Below are 15509 nucleotides of genomic sequence, written 5' to 3'. Positions count from 1 at the left end.
TGGTCCGCGGGCTAGCCGCCGTCCTGGAGTTCGACGGTGTCGTTGATCTGGTCCGCGATCAGGCGGAGTTTGACGTTGCGTTGCTGGGAAAGGCGGGTGAGGAAGGCGAAGGCGCGGTGGTCGTTGAGTTTGTACCGCTCCATCAGGATGCCGACCGCCTGGCCGATGCTGGAGCGGGTGTTGACCGCCTCGCGGAGGGTCTGGATCTCGTTGGCGTAGCCGATCACGGCGGCGGCCTGGTGGGCGAAGAGCCGGCTGAGGATGGCGAGGTCCTCGAAAGAGCCGACGTTGGGGGAGTACAGGTTGAGCGCGCCCTTGGACTTGCCGGTGTCGAACAGCCGGACGGCTGCTTGGGCGCGGATGCCGGCCGCGACGGCGATCGCCGCGTAGTCGGGGAAGCGTTCGTCGGCCGCCAGGTTCGGAGACGCGATGTGAAGGGTCTCGGTGGCCGCTTCGTAGCAAGGACCCTGGTGCAGCCGGTACTGCGCGGCGTCGAGAATCTCGATCAGCTTGTCGGTGGGTGCCGCGGTGTCGAGGGTGCCGTCGGCGTGCGAGATCGTGATGCTGGCATGAGTGACACCTGGCAGGACTTCGACAGCGGCGGCCGTGATCTGGCTCAGCGTATGGTCCAGATCACCCGGCGTCAGCGCCGACGAGAGTCGTCGTGCGGTGTCGACCAATCGTTCGTCATCACTCATCTTCCTCCGGTACCCAGCCACTCTCCCCGCACGCCCCGGCCTTCGACGGCATCGATGTGAACGCTCACAGGTCCACTCTGATATAGCGCCGGGGTCGCGGCTTTGCCGACGGGCGTTACTGGACCGTGACGCCTGAGATCGAGGTCGATGTCTTGACCGATCGGGTCATCAGGGCCAACATGTGAGCGCTAACACTCAAGGGAAGCCGAGTGCTGCGGAGTGACCTGTCCGGGAAGGGGAGAGTTCGTGAAGAAGAAGTTGGTGGCCACTCTCAGTGGTGCACTGCTGGTGCTCGGTCTCGCTGCGTGCGGCGGGGAGGGAGCGGGGGCGACCTCAGACACCGCGAGTCAGAAGCCCGCGGATCTGACCATCGGTGTCTCGATGCCGACGCAGACGTCGGAGCGTTGGATCGCTGACGGCAAGGCGGTGAAGGAGAAGCTCGAGGCCAAGGGGTACAAGGTCGATCTGCAGTATGCGAACGACGACATCCCGACCCAGTCGCAGCAGGTGGATCAGATGATCACCCGCGGCGCCGACGTCCTGATCGTCGCGGCGATCGACGGCACCGCGCTCAGCAGCCAGTTGCAGGCCGCCGCGGACAAGAAGATCCCGGTGATCGCGTACGACCGCTTGATCCGCGGCAGCGCGAATGTCGACTTCTACGTCAGCTTCGACAACTACAAGGTCGGAGTCGCTCAGGCCAAGGCGCTGCTGCGCGGGCTCGGGCTGGAGACCGCGGACGGCGCGAAGGGGACCAAGACCGGCCCGTTCAACATCGAGCTCTTCGCCGGCTCCTTGGACGACAACAACACCCACTTCTTCTTCCAGGGCGCGATGGACACCCTGAAGCCGTACTTCGACAGCGGGGCGCTGGTGGTCAAGTCGAAGCAGACCAAGCTCGAGCAGGTCGCGATCCTGCGCTGGCAGCAGGAGGCAGCGCAGAAGCGGATGGAGAACCTGCTGACCTCGAGCTACAACGACGGCAGCAAGGTCGGCGGCGTGCTCTCGCCGTACGACGGCATCTCGCGCGGCATCATCACCGCACTGCAGAACGCGGGCTACGGCAAGACGGCCGGTCCGGTACCGCCGATCACCGGGCAGGATGCCGAGATCGCCTCGGTCAAGCTGATCAACGACGGCGTCCAAAGCTCCACCATCTTCAAGGACACCCGGCTGCTGGCCGATCAGGCCGTCAACGCGGCGGAGGCGTTCCTGCAGAAGAAGACGCCGGAGGCCAACGACACCAAGTCGTACGACAACGGGGTCAAGGTCGTGCCGGCCTACCTGCTGCCGATCCAGACCGTCTTCAAGGACGACATCAAGAAGGACCTCGTCGACACCGAGTACTACACCGCTGCCGAGGTGGCGGCCGGTCAGGCCAAGTGACAGCCGGCTGACGCGCGAAGGAGAGTCGATGAGCGACGTGCTGTTGGAGATGCGCGGCATCAGCAAGAGTTTTCCCGGCGTCAAGGCGCTCGAAGACGTCTCGCTGACCGTGCGGCGGGGCGAGATCCACGCGATCTGCGGGGAGAACGGAGCCGGCAAGTCGACCCTGATGAAGGTGCTGTCCGGTGTCTACCCGGCCGGCAGCTACGACGGGGAGATCATCTTCGATGGCACGCCCGTGCACTTCGGCGGGATCCGGGACAGCGAAGCCGTCGGGGTCGTCATCATCCATCAGGAGCTGGCTCTGGTGCCCTACCTGTCGATCGCCGAGAACATCTTCCTCGGCAACGAGCGCCGCGGCCGCGGCGGCCTGATCGACTGGAACAAGACCAATGCCGAGGCCCGCAAACTGCTTGCCTCCGTCGGGCTGGACGAGAACCCGGTCTCACCGGTGATCGAGCTCGGCGTCGGCAAGCAGCAGCTGGTCGAGATCGCCAAGGCGCTGTCGAAGGAGGTCCGGCTGCTGATCCTCGACGAGCCGACCGCCGCACTCAACGACGTCGACTCGGCGCACCTGCTCGAGTTGCTCCGCGGGCTGCGGGACCGCGGGATCACCTGCGTCATGATCTCGCACAAACTGAGCGAGATCACGGCCGTCGCGGACGCCACCACGGTGATCCGCGACGGCCGTACCGTCGAGACTCTCGACATGCGTTCGCCTGAGGCGACTCAGGAACGCATCATCCGCGGCATGGTCGGGCGCGACATCGCGACGTTCTATCCCGAACGGGTTTCCGAGCCCGGTCCGGAGGTGCTCCGGGTGGAGGACTGGACGGTGTGGCACCCGGTCCAGTCGCGCAAGGTCGTCGACGATGCCGCTTTCAGCGTGCGGGCCGGTGAGGTCGTCGGGATCGCGGGGCTGATGGGCGCCGGACGTACCGAGCTCGCGATGAGCATCTTCGGTCGCTCGTACGGACGCAACATCAGCGGACGCCTGTACATGCACGGCAAACAAGTGCGGGCGCGCACCGTGGCCGAAGCGATCAGCAACGGGATCGCCTACGCCACCGAGGATCGCAAGCGGTACGGGCTGAATCTGATCGCCGACGTCCGGACCAACGTCTCGGCGGCGGCACTGGGCAAGCTGTCCCGGGCCGGCTGGGTCAACGGCAACGAGGAGATCAAGGTCGCCGAGGACGGCCGGCGGGAGATGAACATCAAGACCCGCACCGTGATGGACGCGGTCGGCACGCTGTCCGGCGGGAACCAGCAGAAGGTCGTGCTGTCGAAGTGGCTGCTCACGGATCCGGACGTGCTGATCCTCGACGAGCCGACCCGCGGGATCGACGTCGGGGCCAAGTTCGAGATCTACACGATCGTCAACCGGCTGGTGGCGGCCGGCAAGGCCGTCGTCGTCATCTCCTCCGAACTGCCGGAACTGCTGGGGATGTGCGACCGGATCTACACGCTGTCGGCCGGCCGGATCACCGGTGAGATGCCGGCCGGCGAAGCGACCCAGGAAGGGCTCATGGCGCTGATGACGAGGGAGAAGGAGCTCGCCTGATGACAAGTACGAAACCATCCGCACCGACGGAGCCGGTCGCGGCGGAGAGCGCTCCGAGCGCCGCGCTGCACGTCGGTACCAGTGATCCGCGCACGCTGATCACCCGCAACCTGCGGCAGAGCGGGATCTACATCGCCTTCGTCGTGATCGTGGCGCTGTTCGCGTTCCTGACCGACGGCGTGCTGCTCAGCCCCGGCAACATCACGAACATCGTGCTGCAGTACTCCTACATCCTGGTGCTCGCGATCGGCATGGTGATCCTGATCATCGCCGGCCACATCGACCTGTCGGTGGGCTCGATCGTCGCGCTGACCGGTGGGGTGTCGGCCGTCCTGGTGATCCAGCACGGCCAGCCGTGGTGGGTGGGTGTGGTGGCGGCCGTGGCCGTCGGTACGGCGGTCGGCGCCTGGCACGGTTTCTGGGTGGCGTACGTCGGGATGCCCGCGTTCATCGTGACGCTGGCCGGCATGTTGCTGTTCCGCGGGCTGACCCTGCAGGTGCTGGACAACGTCTCGCTGTCCCCGTTCCCGGCCGAGTACCAGAAGGTCGCCAGCGGCTTCCTGAACGGTCTGCTCGGCGGTCATGGCTACGACGCCTTTACGCTGCTCGTCGCGGCGATCGCCGTCGCGGGGTACACGGTCGGTGTGTTCCGTACCCGGTTGGCGCGGATCCGGTACGAGCAGCCGGTGGAGTCGTTCCCGTTGTTCGTCACCCGGGTGCTGGCGGTCGCGGCGGTCGTCATGTACTTCGCCTGGCAGCTCGCTCATGCCCGTGGGCTGCCGATCGTGCTGATCGTGCTGGCGGTCCTGGTGATCATCTATGGACTGATGACGAAGAACACCGTGCTCGGCCGGCAGGTGTACGCGATCGGCGGCAATCTGTCCGCCGCGATGCTGTCCGGGGTCAAGGTCCGCAAGGTCAACTTCTGGATCTTCGTCAACATGGGCTTCCTGGCCGGCGTCGCCGGCGTCATCTACTCGTCGCGGTCCAACGGCGCCCAGCCCGCGGCCGGCAACATGTTCGAGCTGGACGCGATCGCGGCGGCGTTCATCGGCGGCGCGGCGGTCGCGGGCGGCGTCGGTACGGTCGTCGGGGCGATGGTCGGTGGCCTGATCATGGCCGTGATGAGCAACGGGATGCAGCTGATGGGGATCGATCAGTCGACCCAGTCCGTCGTCAAGGGCCTGGTGCTGCTGCTGGCCGTTGCCTTCGACATCTACAACAAGCGCCGTGCCGGTGCGGGTCGCTGACTTTACTATTTCCCCATGGTGAGAGCGGGCACGGGACAGTACGGGGCTCAGGGCCGGGCGCCGAGCATGGCGGATGTGGCTGCTGCGGCCGGTGTCTCGCACCAGACCGTATCCCGGGTGCTGAACGGCTCGGAGCTGGTCCGGGCCGAGACCCGGACCCGCGTACTGGCCGCGATCACCGAGCTGGGGTACCGGCGCAACAACGCGGCCCGGCTCCTGGTGACGAACAGGTCGCGCCGGATCGGGATGATCTCCGCCCACTTGGTGCTGCACGGACCGAGCATGATCGCGGTGTCGGTCCAGGACGCCGGCCACAAGGCGGGGTACGACGTGTCCCTGGTCGCCGTCGAGGACTTCACGCCGGAGTCGCTGCGCAACGCCCTTGACCGGCTGCTCGACGAGGCGGTCGAAGCGATCGTCGTGGCCGTCGCCCATCGCGAGGCGCTCGAGCAGGTGGTGTCGCTCGAGGTTCCCGTCCCGATGATCGTCGTCCAGGGAGTGAGCGAAGGACAGCGGATGGCGGTGGGCATCGACCAGGAAGCGGGGGCCCGGATCGCGGTCGAGCACCTGCTCGACCTCGGGCACCGGCACGTCGCCCATGTCACCGGCCCGCTGGAATGGGTAGAGGCCGGCCAGCGGCGGACCGGCTGGCAACGAGCGCATGAGGATCGCCATGTGCTGCCGGGGCCGGAGCTCGCCGGTGACTGGTCGCCGGAGAGCGGCTACCAGGCCGGCCTGCGGATCGCCGAGGATCCGGACGTGACAGCGGTCTTCGTGGCGAACGACGGGATGGCGATGGGGCTGATGTACGCCCTGCACGAGAAGGGGCGCGACATACCGGGCGAGATCAGCGTCGTCGGTTTCGACAACGTCCCCGAGGCGCGGTACCTCTGGCCGGCCCTGACGACGGTCGACCAGGAGTTCTCCCTGCTGGGGCGACGGGCCGTCGACCTGACGCTCAGAGCGCTGGACGGGGAGACCGATCCGTCGATCCGGCTGATTCGCCCCACCCTGATCGACCGCGACTCCACGTCAGCCGTCGGTGGGCGGGACGTCTGATCTGGCGTCAGGTGTGTGATTTCTGGGTGCTGGCCGGATCCCCGGGGCGGTGCCAGGTGCTGACCTCGATCGCGGAGATGGCGGCGCCGATGTCCTTCGCCCAGGCGGAGATCAGGTCCCAGTCGCGGAAGTCGCCGGCGAGTTGGGTGCGGGCCATCCGGGTGGCGAGGAAGCCCTCGGCGGTTTCCTGGGTGAGTTTGCCGGCGAACGTCATCGCCGGGGTCGCGCCGATCCGGCGGGCCAGCCGCTGGACCTTCCGCGGCATCGACTGGAGCTGGTCGCTGGCCGGTCCGACCGGGCCGCTGTGGAAGAGCCAGACCTGCCGGTCGCGCAGCTCCTTGGTGTGGTGGCGAAGGAAGGTGACGGCTTCCGGGCGCCAGCGGTGGGCGTAGACGGCGCTGCCGAGGACGACCGCGTCGTACCAGCTGATCCTGCTGATCTGCCCGACCTCACGGACGTCGACCTGGTGGCCGTGGCTGCGGAGCTCAGTGCCGATCGCCTCGGCGATGCCGGCGGTCGCGCCCATCTTGGTGGCGTAGGCCACGAGTACCTTTCTGGACATCTGATTCTCCGATCTGGTCAGCCGCGGGGGTGAGACCGCGTGGGGTCTTCGGTGGCGGTGAGGGAAGCGGCGATGGTTTCGGCCCAGGCGGTGATCCGCGGCCAGTCCCGGGAGTCGCCTGCCAGGCTGCTGCCGGCGAGGCGGCGGGCGAGGAAGCCTTTGGCCGTGGCGGGCAGGATGGCGCCCGAGAAGGTGGTGGCGGGGGCCGCGCCGATTCTGCGGGCGAGGCGGTGGATGTTGGCCGGCATCTCCTGGGCCTGCTCGCGGTCAGGGCCGACCGGGCCGCTGTGGAACAGCCAGACATGCCGGTCGCCGAGCTCATCGGCGTACCGGCGGAGGAAGTGCACGGCGTCCGGCCGCCACCGCCGGATGTAGATCGCGCTGCCGAGGACGACGGCGTCGTACTCCGTGATGGAGTCGACCCCGGTCACGTCGCGGACGTCGGCAAGGTGCCCGCGTTCGCGCAGTACGGTGCCGATCGCCTCGGCGATCCCGGCGGTCGCCCCCATCTTGCTGGCATACGTCACCAGAACCTTGCTGGACATCCGAAACCTCCTTCGCCACCTGGTGATAGCTCCAGCAAACGCTGGTCAGGGCGATGTCAGCAGGGCCGAAGGTCCTGAGGGCGGTGGGCCGATCGATCGGTCCCAGGAGGTTCCCGGGCAAACGAGGACCTTCGGCCCTGATCAGCAGTCGCGGGCTGTTCTGGAATGGAACTATCAGATCCAGAGGAGAACGCATCATGACCGAGAACCTGTACGTCGTCAGTTGCGCCGGCCACCCGGGATTCGTGACCACGCCCGCCGCCTACCGGGAGTTCCTCCAGGCGGCCCGGCTCCGGCCGCTCATCGCGACCCAGCTCCGGCGGCTCCGCGAAGGTGCGGATCTGGTTGCCGTGGGCGCCTTCATCCGTACCGCGTACTTCGACGCCGAACTGCCGCCCGAGCTGACCGAGTCGCTCCTGGGCGCCTACCGGCAGCTCGGCCGAGCCGGCGCCGAACTGGTGGTGGGAGCGGTGACCACGGACGACCAGCTCGACGAGTTCCTGACCGGACCGCACGAGATCTTCGTCGGCGTGACGGGGGAGCAGGCCCTGCTGGCGGCGGTCAAGCGCTGCTGGGGCTCACTGTTCACCGATCGGGCGATCGTCTATCGCGAGGTTCGCGACATCGACCACCTGACCGCCGATATCGCGGTCCAGGTCGAGCCGATGACGGCTTGGTCGGCGACCCGGCCGGTCCTCGCCGACGCGTCCGCGAGCTGACCGACGCTCAGTGCCCGGCCACCGTCGAGGCGTGGTCCGGGACGTGGGTCTGCATCTCCCGCGGGGTCCGTTCGTATCCCTTGGAGGGCGGCCGTGGTGGCAGCTCCAGTGGGGGGCGTTGCACTTCGTAGTACGGGATGGTCGAGAGCAGGTGCGCGATCATGTTGATCCGCGCGGACCGCTTGTCCTCGCTCTCGACGACGTACCACGGCGCCTCCGGTACGTCGGTGTGGACGAACATCTCGTCCTTGGCGCGGGAGTAGTCCTCCCAGCGGGAGATCGACTCCAGGTCCATCGGGGACAGCTTCCAGCGCCGCATCGGATCCTCGAGGCGGCTGCGGAAGCGGTTCTCCTGCTCGTTGTCGCTGACCGAGAACCAGTACTTGCGCAGCAGGATGCCGTCCTCGACCAGGAGCCGCTCGAAGATCGGGGTCTGGTGCAGGAAGCGGGTGTATTCGCGGCTCGTGCAGAAACCCATCACGCGCTCGACGCCGGCCCGGTTGTACCAGCTGCGGTCGAACAGGACGAGCTCCCCGGCGGCGGGCAGATGCTCGATGTAGCGCTGGAAGTACCACTCCGTGCGCTCCCGCTCGGTCGGCGCCGGCAGGGCGGCGATCCGCGCGACGCGGGGGTTCAGGTACTCCGAGACGCGCTTGATCGTGCTGCCCTTGCCGGCCGCGTCGCGCCCCTCGAAGATCACCACCACCCGCGCGCCCTCGACCCGGACCCACTCCTGCAACTTGACCAGCTCGGCCTGCAACCGCAGCAACTCCCGCTCGTAGACCTTCTTCGGCATCCGCTGAGCCTTGTCGCGCTTGCCATGAGCCATCTGCCGGCCTCCTGCCCCGAGGATCGCTGTCACAGCCCACCGTACGGGCTTGGGGTCAGGTCTCCTTCCTGGATGGGCCAGTGCCAGTCGCGGATCTCGGGCAGGTCGTCGCCGTGCTCGAGGATGAAGGCGTGGTGCCGGGTCCGCTGGTCGATCAGCCACTGCCGGAATCCGACGGCGCGCTGTGCGAGTCCGGGGACCCGGTCGATCACGTCCATCGCGAGGTGGAAGCGGTCGAGGTCGTTGCGGACCACCATGTCGAACGGGGTGGTGGTCGTCCCTTCTTCCTTGTACCCACGGACGTGCAGGTTGTCGTGCCCGGTCCGCCGGTAGGTCAGGCGGTGGATCAGCCAGGGATAGCCGTGGTAGGCGAAGATGACCGGCTTGTCGGTGGTGAAGAGCGCGTCGTACTCCGGGTCGGGCAGCCCGTGTGGGTGCTCGCCGGCCGGCTGCAGGCGCATCAGGTCGACGATGTTGACGACCCTGATCCGCAGCTCAGGCAAGTGTTCACGCAGCAGGCTGACCGCCGCGAGCGTCTCCAGCGTCGGTACGTCGCCGGCGCAGGCCATCACCACATCGGGATCGCCGTCGTCGTTGCTCGCCCAGTTCCACACGCCCAGCCCGCGAGCGCAGTGCAGCTCGGCCGCGTCCAGGTCCAGCCAGTCCTCCTGCGGGCTCTTCCCGGCCACGATCACGTTGATGTGGTCGCGGCTGGCCAGGCAGTGCTTGGCCGTCGAGAGCAGGGTGTTGGTGTCCGGCGGCAGGTACACGCGGACCACTTCGGCCTTCTTGTTGACCACGTGATCGATGAACCCGGGGTCCTGGTGGGAGAAGCCGTTGTGGTCCTGCCGCCAGACGTGTGAGGTCAGCAGGTAGTTGAGCGATGGGATCGGCCGGCGCCAGCGCAGCTTGCTGGTGACCTTGAGCCACTTGGCGTGCTGGTTGACCATCGAGTCGACGATGTGCACAAAGGCTTCGTAGCAAGAGAACCAGCCGTGCCGGCCAGTGAGCAGATAGCCCTCGAGCCAGCCCTGACAGGTGTGCTCGCTGAGGATCTCCATCACCCGGCCATCGACCGCGAGGTGCTCGTCGGTCGGCAGTACCTCGGCGTTCCACGCCTTGCCGGTGACCTCGTACAGGGCATCGAGGCGGTTGGAGGCGGTCTCGTCCGGCCCGACGACGCGGAAGTTGCGTTCGGACTCGTTGGCCCGCATCACGTCACGCAGGTAGCGGCCGAGCATCCGGGTCGGCTCGTGCGGCCCACTGCCGGGGTGCGGGACGTCGACGGCGTACGCCGCCAGGTCAGGAAGCTCCAGATCGCGTGTCAGCAGTCCACCGTTGGCGTGCGGGTTCGAACCCATCCGCCGGTCGCCCTCGGGAATCAGGTCCAGCAGCTGCGGTACCAGCCGGCCTTCCTCGTCGAACAGCTCCTCGGGCCGGTAGCTGCGCATCCAGGTCTCCAGGATGGCAAGGTGTTCCGGCGACGTCCGTACGCCGGACAGCGGGACCTGGTGAGCCCGCCACGTGCCCTCGACCAGGACTCCGTCGACCTCATGCGGTCCGGTCCAGCCCTTCGGCGTCCGGAGCACGATCATCGGCCAGCTCCGGCGCGGCGCGTCGGGATCGGCCTTGGCCTCGCGCTGAATGTCCGCGATCTCGTCGAGCGCCCGGTCGAGGGTGGCGGCGAGCTGCTGGTGCACGAGTTCGGGGTTGTCGCCGGACACCAGATAGGGCCGATGGCCGTAGCCGGTGAGCAGGCTGGTGAGCTCGTCGTCGCCGATGCGGGCGAGGACGGCCGGGTTGGCGATCTTGTAGCCGTTGAGGTGCAGGATCGGCAGGACCGCGCCGTCGGTACGCGGGTCGATGAACTTGTTGGAGTGCCACGACGCGGCCAGTGGACCGGTCTCCGCCTCGCCATCACCGATGACACAGGCGACGATCAGCTCCGGGTTGTCCAGTACGGCGCCGTACGCGTGGCTGAGCGAGTAGCCGAGCTCACCGCCCTCGTGGATCGAGCCGGGGAGCTCGGGAGCCACATGGCTCGGGATCCCACCGGGGAAGGAGAACTGACGGAACAGGTGGTTCATCCCGTGCTCGTCGCGCGATACGTCGGGATAGGTCTCGCTGTAGCTGCCTTCGAGCCAGGTGTTCGCCGCGATCGCGGGCCCGCCGTGGCCGGGGCCGATGATGTACATCATGTTCAGGTCGCGCAGCCTGATCAGGCGGTTCAGGTGGACGTAGATCATGTTCAGGCCAGGCGTGGTTCCCCAGTGCCCGAGCAGCCGCGGCTTGACGTTCTCGGCCTTGAGCGGCCTGGTCAGCAACGCGTTGTCCAGCAGATAGATCTGCCCGACGGACAGGTAGTTCGCTGCCCGCCAGTAGGCGTCCAGCGCGGCGGCCTCGTCGGATGTCAGCGGCTTGTCCGCGACCTGTTCCATCTTGTGTCTCCCAGCTGTGTCGGATGTTTTAAGCCTGGTCGGCCGGGGTGTGCCGCGGGCAGGGCCGAAGGTCCATTCGGCGGGGGCCGCAAGTCAGCGGAACCCCCTGTGCCGGCAGATTTGGCTTCTTCAGGCGGGGATCGGGCCCAGTACGTCGGCCGGGCGGCCGCGGCGGACGACCTTTCCGTGGCTGAGGACGATGACCTCGTCGAGGGCGGCCAGGCCTTCGAGGCGGTGGGTGACCAGCAGGGTGGCGCGGCCGCGGGTGGCGGTGAGGATGTCTCGAGTGAGGTCGGCGGCGGTGGGGTCGTCCAGGTGGGCGGTGGGTTCGTCCAGGAGGAGGACCGCTGGGTCGGCGAGGAGGGCTCGGGCCAGGGCTAGGCGTTGGCGTTCGCCGCCGGAGAGTTGATCGGCCCGGTCGCCGACGGTGGTGTCGAGACCGTGCGGTTGGCGGTTGACCCAGGTGGAGAGGCGAGCCTGGCGAAGGGCCTTCATCAGTTGGGCGTCGGTGGCGCCGGGTTTGGCGACGAGCAGGTTGTTGCGGATGGTGGTGTCGAAGAGGTGGTCGTCCTGGGCGCAGACGACGACGTGGCGGCGGAAGGCGTTCTCGTCGAGGTCGGTCAGCGGGATGCCGCCGTACGTGACGCCGCCTCGGTCCGTGATCAGGAAGCCTGCCAGGGCGGCGATCAGGGTGGACTTGCCGGCGCCGCTCTCACCGATGACGGCGATCCGGCGGCCCGGGGTCAGGCTCAGGCTGATGTCTTGCAGGGTCGGCTGGTCGGCGCCGGGCCAGCGGGCCTCGGCGCGCGAGATCGCGAGAGTGTGGCCGATGACGTCCTTGTTGCCCCAGGCAACGGACGGGTGCGGCAGCTCTTCGAGAGCGCGCAACCGGTCGACGGCGCGGAGTCCGCGGACGAGATGCTTGGCAGCGGCCGGTAGCGAGTTGGTCAATTCGAAGGCAGCCAGCGGAGTCAGCGCAAGAACAGCCAGCTGTACTCCGGGCAGCCGCCCCTCACGAACTGCCTGGATCCCGACCAACAGCTCACCGACCACCGTCAGCGCCAACGCAACAGCCCCGACCGAGGCCCCGATGCCCGCACCCGCAGCGGACCGGCGGGCCAATGACGTCAGCCTCCGATCGTGCACCTTGATCCGCTCGAGAGCCGGCCCGGCCGCACCGTAGGCGATCAACTCGGCAGCGCCGGCCAACAGATCGTGGACCGGCTCGGCCAATGCCGCCCTGGCCGGTGCCAGTCGACGTTCGGCCAGTCCAGCCACCGACAGCGTGATGGCTGGTGCGGCGACACCGGCGAGCAGCAGGCCGAAGAGGAGTACGAGGCCGGCGGCCGGAAGCAGGACGCCGAGCAGGACCACTGTCGCAGTACCGGTGATCAGGGCGACGGCGATCGGCAGGAGCGCGCGGACCAGGAGGTCCTGGACTGCTTCGACGTCGCCGACCACGCGGGCCAGGAGGTCACCCGAACGGAGTTTGCCGAGTCCGGCCGGTGCTGCCTTGTCGAGATCGAGCCAGGTCTGCAGGCGGGTCCGGGCGAGGACACGGAAGGCGGCGTCGTGGCCGACCAGGCGTTCGGCGTACCGGAGGGCGCCGCGGCCGATGCCGAAGGCGCGGACAGCGACGATCGCGACGCTGAGATAGAGCACTGGCGGTTGCTGGGCCGCGCGCGAGATCAGCCAGCCGGAGGTCGCCATCAGGCCGATGGAGCAGCCGAGGGCGAGCGAGCCCAGCAGTGCGGCCGCGACGAGTCGCCAAGCTTCGGGACGTGCGATCCGGAGTAGCCAGCGCAGCGAGTTCATGCCAGTACCTCCGCGGGGTTCAGGTCGATCACGGTGTCGCAGAGGCTCAGGAGCGCGGTGCGATGTGTCACCAGTACGACGGTGCGCCCGGCGAAGGCAGCCGGAAGAGTACTGAGCAGGTCGTGCTCGGTGTCGGGGTCGACGCCTTCGGTGGGCTCGTCGAGCAACAGCAGGGGAGCGTCGAGCAACAGCGCCCTGGCCAGCGCGATCCGGCGCCGCTGTCCGGCCGACAGACCGTTGCCTCGTTCACCGACCACCTGCTCCAGCGGTACGTCGACCCGCGCCGAGTGGGCAGCGAGCCGGACGGTGTGGTCGTCGGCGTACGGACGCCCGAGGCGGATGTTCTCGAAGACCGTCCCGGCGAACAGCACCGGATCCTGGCTGAGCCAGGCGACCTGGGACCGCCACTGATCAGGGTCGGCCGTCGCAAGGTCGATGCCGCCAGCAACGATCCGGCCGGACTCGAGTTCGGCGAAACCCAGCAGTGCGGCGAGCAGCGTGGACTTGCCACAGCCGCTGGGCCCGACGATCCCGGTGACCTGCCCGGCCGGAATCGTCAGCGAAAGTCCGTCGATCGAGGGACCATCGCGATCAGCGGCAGCGACCACGAGCTCCTCGATCTCGATGGTCTGGCCGGCATCGGCAGAGACGTGGCCGACCTCGGGGACCTCATGATCGAGCACCGTGAAGACCTGCTCGGCAGCACTGAGGCCCTCGGCGCTGGCGTGATAGTGCGCGCCGAGCAGTCGCAGCGGCAGGTAGGCCTCCGGAGCCAGGATCAGTACGAGCAGCGCGGTCTGTAGGTCGAGCCGGCCGTCCACGAGGCGCAACCCCACGGAGACGGCGACCAGAGCAACAGACAGCGTCGCGAGGAGCTCGAGCACCAGCGAGGACAGGAAGGCGATCCGCAAGGAGGCCAGCGTCGCCTTGCGCTGCTTGTCGGCGAGCTTCTCGATCGTCGCCACCTGCGCCCGGGAGCGACCGAACGCCTTCAAGGTGCCGAGCCCCGCCAGTACGTCGAGGAAGTGGTGGGCGAGGAGTTGGAGTGACGCCCACTGCCTGCTCATCAGCTGCTTGGTGGTCAGCCCGACCAGGATCATGAAGATCGGGATCAGCGGCAGCGTGACGACGACGATCGTGGCGCTGAGCCAGTCGGCCGCGAACATCCGGCCGGCCACCACCAGCGGGACGAAGCACACCAGCACCAGCTGGGGGAGATACCGGGAGAAGTAGTCGTCGAGGGCATCGATCCCGCGGGTCGCCAGGGTGGTCAGCTCGCTACTGCGTTCGCCGGTCAACCAGCGTGGCCCCAACCGCACGACCTGGTGCAGCAGCCGCATCCGCAACTCGGATTTCACCGCAGCGGACGAGTGGTGGGCCGCCACCTCGGCGACCCACGCCAGACCTGCTCGCCCGAGCAACGTGGCGGCGAGCAGGATCAGCCGGCTGTCGAGGTCGTTCAGCCCGGCACCGTGGAGGAAGGCATCGGTGATGATCGACGCCAGCAACCAGGCCTGGGCGAGGATCACCGCAGCCTGGCCGACGCCGATCAGTACCGACAGGGTGAGGAAGATCCGGGTCGTCTTCGCATAGCGCAGCAGACGGGGATCGATGGCTGGCATCAGACCGTTGCCTTCTGCACCGGCGCGGGGATGTCGGAGCGCCCGAGTCGCTTGCGGAAGACCCAGTACGTGTAGCCCTGGTAGAGCAGCACCACGGGAGTGAAGATGACCGCGACCCACGTCATGATCTTCAGCGTGTACGGGGTCGAGGCCGCGTTGATCGTCGTCAGGCTGAAGGCGGCGTCCGTTGTCGAGGGCAACACGTTCGGGTAGAGCGTGGTGAACAGCGTGGCGGTGGCCAGCGCGATGGTGGCCGCGGTACCGAGGAACGCCCAGCCTTCGCGACCGAGCCAGGATGCGGCGAGTCCGCCGACCAGGCAGAGCGCTGCGGCCAGTGCGAGCGTCCAGGTGATCCATGATCCGTCGAAGGCCTGCGTCCAGCCGAGGAAGCCGGCGGCCGCGACCACGGTGGCGATGCCGATCGGCGGTACCACCTTGAGGGCCCGGTCGTGGACCTCGCCGTGGGTCTTGAGTGCGAGGAAGATCGCTCCGTGCAGGGCGAACAGCAGCAGAGTGGTGACTCCACCGAGCAATGCGTACGGGTTGAGCAGGGTGAAGAACGTTCCGGCGTACTCGTGGTCGGCGCCCATCGGCACCCCGCGCACGATGTTGGCGAGCGCAACGCCCCACAACAGAGCCGGTACTGCGCTGGCGCCCACGATGACGATGTCCCAGCGCCGGTGCCAGGTCGGGTCATCGATCTTGCCGCGGTACTCGAGTGCGATGCCGCGCAGGATGAGTGCGACCAGGATGATCAACAGCGCGAGGTAGAAGCCGGAGAACAAGGTCGCGTACCAGGACGGGAAGGCGGCGAAGGTTGCGCCGCCTGCCACGAGCAGCCAGACCTCGTTGCCGTCCCAGACCGGGCCGATGGTCCGCAGGGTGACCTTGCGATCGATCGCGTCCCGGCTGACGACCGGGAGCAGCATGCCGACGCCGAAGTCGAATCCCTCGAGCACGAGGTAGCCGGTCCACAGGACGGCGATCAGCAGGAACCAGATATCAGTGAGTGCCACCGGAGT

13 protein-coding genes are annotated in these 15509 nt (G+C 67.8%); 5 read left to right on the top strand and 8 right to left on the bottom strand.

The features are described from left to right. Nucleotides 1-11: 11 nt before the first annotated feature. Nucleotides 12-698, bottom strand: coding sequence for a GAF and ANTAR domain-containing protein (locus tag OHA70_RS33580; RefSeq protein WP_328324564.1), 687 nt, complete (start codon nt 696-698; stop codon nt 12-14). Nucleotides 699-944: 246 nt separating this feature from the next. Here OHA70_RS33580 and chvE point away from each other — a divergent pair, with 246 nt between their 5' ends. From chvE to OHA70_RS33560, 4 genes are read left to right on the top strand one after another with little or no spacing between them, the layout of a single operon-like run. Beyond that, a complete protein-coding gene (gene chvE / locus OHA70_RS33575; RefSeq protein ID WP_328324562.1) occupies nt 945-2084 on the top strand; it encodes a multiple monosaccharide ABC transporter substrate-binding protein in 1140 nt (379 codons plus the stop codon). A gap of 28 nt (nt 2085-2112) precedes the next feature. After that, on the top strand, nt 2113-3648 hold the full coding sequence (gene mmsA / locus OHA70_RS33570; RefSeq protein WP_328324560.1) for a multiple monosaccharide ABC transporter ATP-binding protein: 1536 nt from the start codon (nt 2113-2115) through the stop codon (nt 3646-3648). Then, complete coding sequence (gene mmsB, locus OHA70_RS33565; protein WP_328324558.1) at nt 3648-4898, top strand: multiple monosaccharide ABC transporter permease; 1251 nt, start codon at nt 3648-3650, stop codon at nt 4896-4898. Before mmsA ends, mmsB begins: the two co-directional genes overlap by 1 nt. Before the next feature lie 15 nt (nt 4899-4913). Then, nucleotides 4914-5957, top strand: a complete 1044-nt coding sequence (locus OHA70_RS33560; protein ID WP_328324556.1) for a LacI family DNA-binding transcriptional regulator — start codon at nt 4914-4916, stop codon at nt 5955-5957. A 7-nt stretch (nt 5958-5964) separates the two neighbouring features. Here the strand turns inward: OHA70_RS33560 and OHA70_RS33555 are convergent, their stop codons facing one another. Beyond that, nucleotides 5965-6519 (bottom strand): flavodoxin domain-containing protein, encoded by a 555-nt coding sequence (locus OHA70_RS33555; RefSeq protein ID WP_328324554.1) that lies wholly within the window; start codon nt 6517-6519, stop codon nt 5965-5967. A gap of 17 nt (nt 6520-6536) precedes the next feature. Further along, nucleotides 6537-7064 carry a flavodoxin domain-containing protein gene (locus OHA70_RS33550; RefSeq protein ID WP_328324552.1) on the bottom strand — a complete coding sequence of 176 codons (528 nt, stop codon included), beginning with the start codon at nt 7062-7064 and terminating at the stop codon, nt 6537-6539. A 197-nt stretch (nt 7065-7261) separates the two neighbouring features. On the opposite strand from OHA70_RS33550, the gene OHA70_RS33545 reads away from it, so the two are divergent. Then, entirely contained in the window at nt 7262-7783 is a 522-nt protein-coding gene (locus tag OHA70_RS33545; RefSeq protein ID WP_328324550.1) for a PEP/pyruvate-binding domain-containing protein, read from the top strand. Between the two features lie 7 nt (nt 7784-7790). On the opposite strand, the gene ppk2 is transcribed toward OHA70_RS33545, so the two are convergent. From ppk2 to cydB, 5 genes are all read right to left on the bottom strand, one after another. After that, complete coding sequence (ppk2, locus tag OHA70_RS33540; RefSeq protein ID WP_328324548.1) at nt 7791-8612, bottom strand: polyphosphate kinase 2; 822 nt, start codon at nt 8610-8612, stop codon at nt 7791-7793. A gap of 29 nt (nt 8613-8641) precedes the next feature. Beyond that, nucleotides 8642-11050 (bottom strand): phosphoketolase family protein, encoded by a 2409-nt coding sequence (locus OHA70_RS33535; protein WP_328324546.1) that lies wholly within the window; start codon nt 11048-11050, stop codon nt 8642-8644. A 129-nt stretch (nt 11051-11179) separates the two neighbouring features. Beyond that, nucleotides 11180-12865, bottom strand: coding sequence for a thiol reductant ABC exporter subunit CydC (cydC, locus tag OHA70_RS33530; protein ID WP_328324544.1), 1686 nt, complete (start codon nt 12863-12865; stop codon nt 11180-11182). Then, complete coding sequence (gene cydD, locus OHA70_RS33525) at nt 12862-14487, bottom strand: thiol reductant ABC exporter subunit CydD (protein WP_328324541.1); 1626 nt, start codon at nt 14485-14487, stop codon at nt 12862-12864. Before cydD ends, cydC begins: the two co-directional genes overlap by 4 nt. Next, nucleotides 14487-15503, bottom strand: a complete 1017-nt coding sequence (cydB, locus tag OHA70_RS33520; RefSeq protein WP_328324539.1) for a cytochrome d ubiquinol oxidase subunit II — start codon at nt 15501-15503, stop codon at nt 14487-14489. The genes cydD and cydB overlap by 1 nt, the downstream gene beginning before the upstream one ends. Nucleotides 15504-15509: the final 6 nt, after the last annotated feature.

It is taken from the genome of Kribbella sp. NBC_00382 (assembly GCF_036067295.1).
Lineage (GTDB): Bacteria > Actinomycetota > Actinomycetes > Propionibacteriales > Kribbellaceae > Kribbella.
Note: the sequence above shows the minus strand (reverse complement) of the source record. Positions and strands in the feature narration are given on the sequence as shown.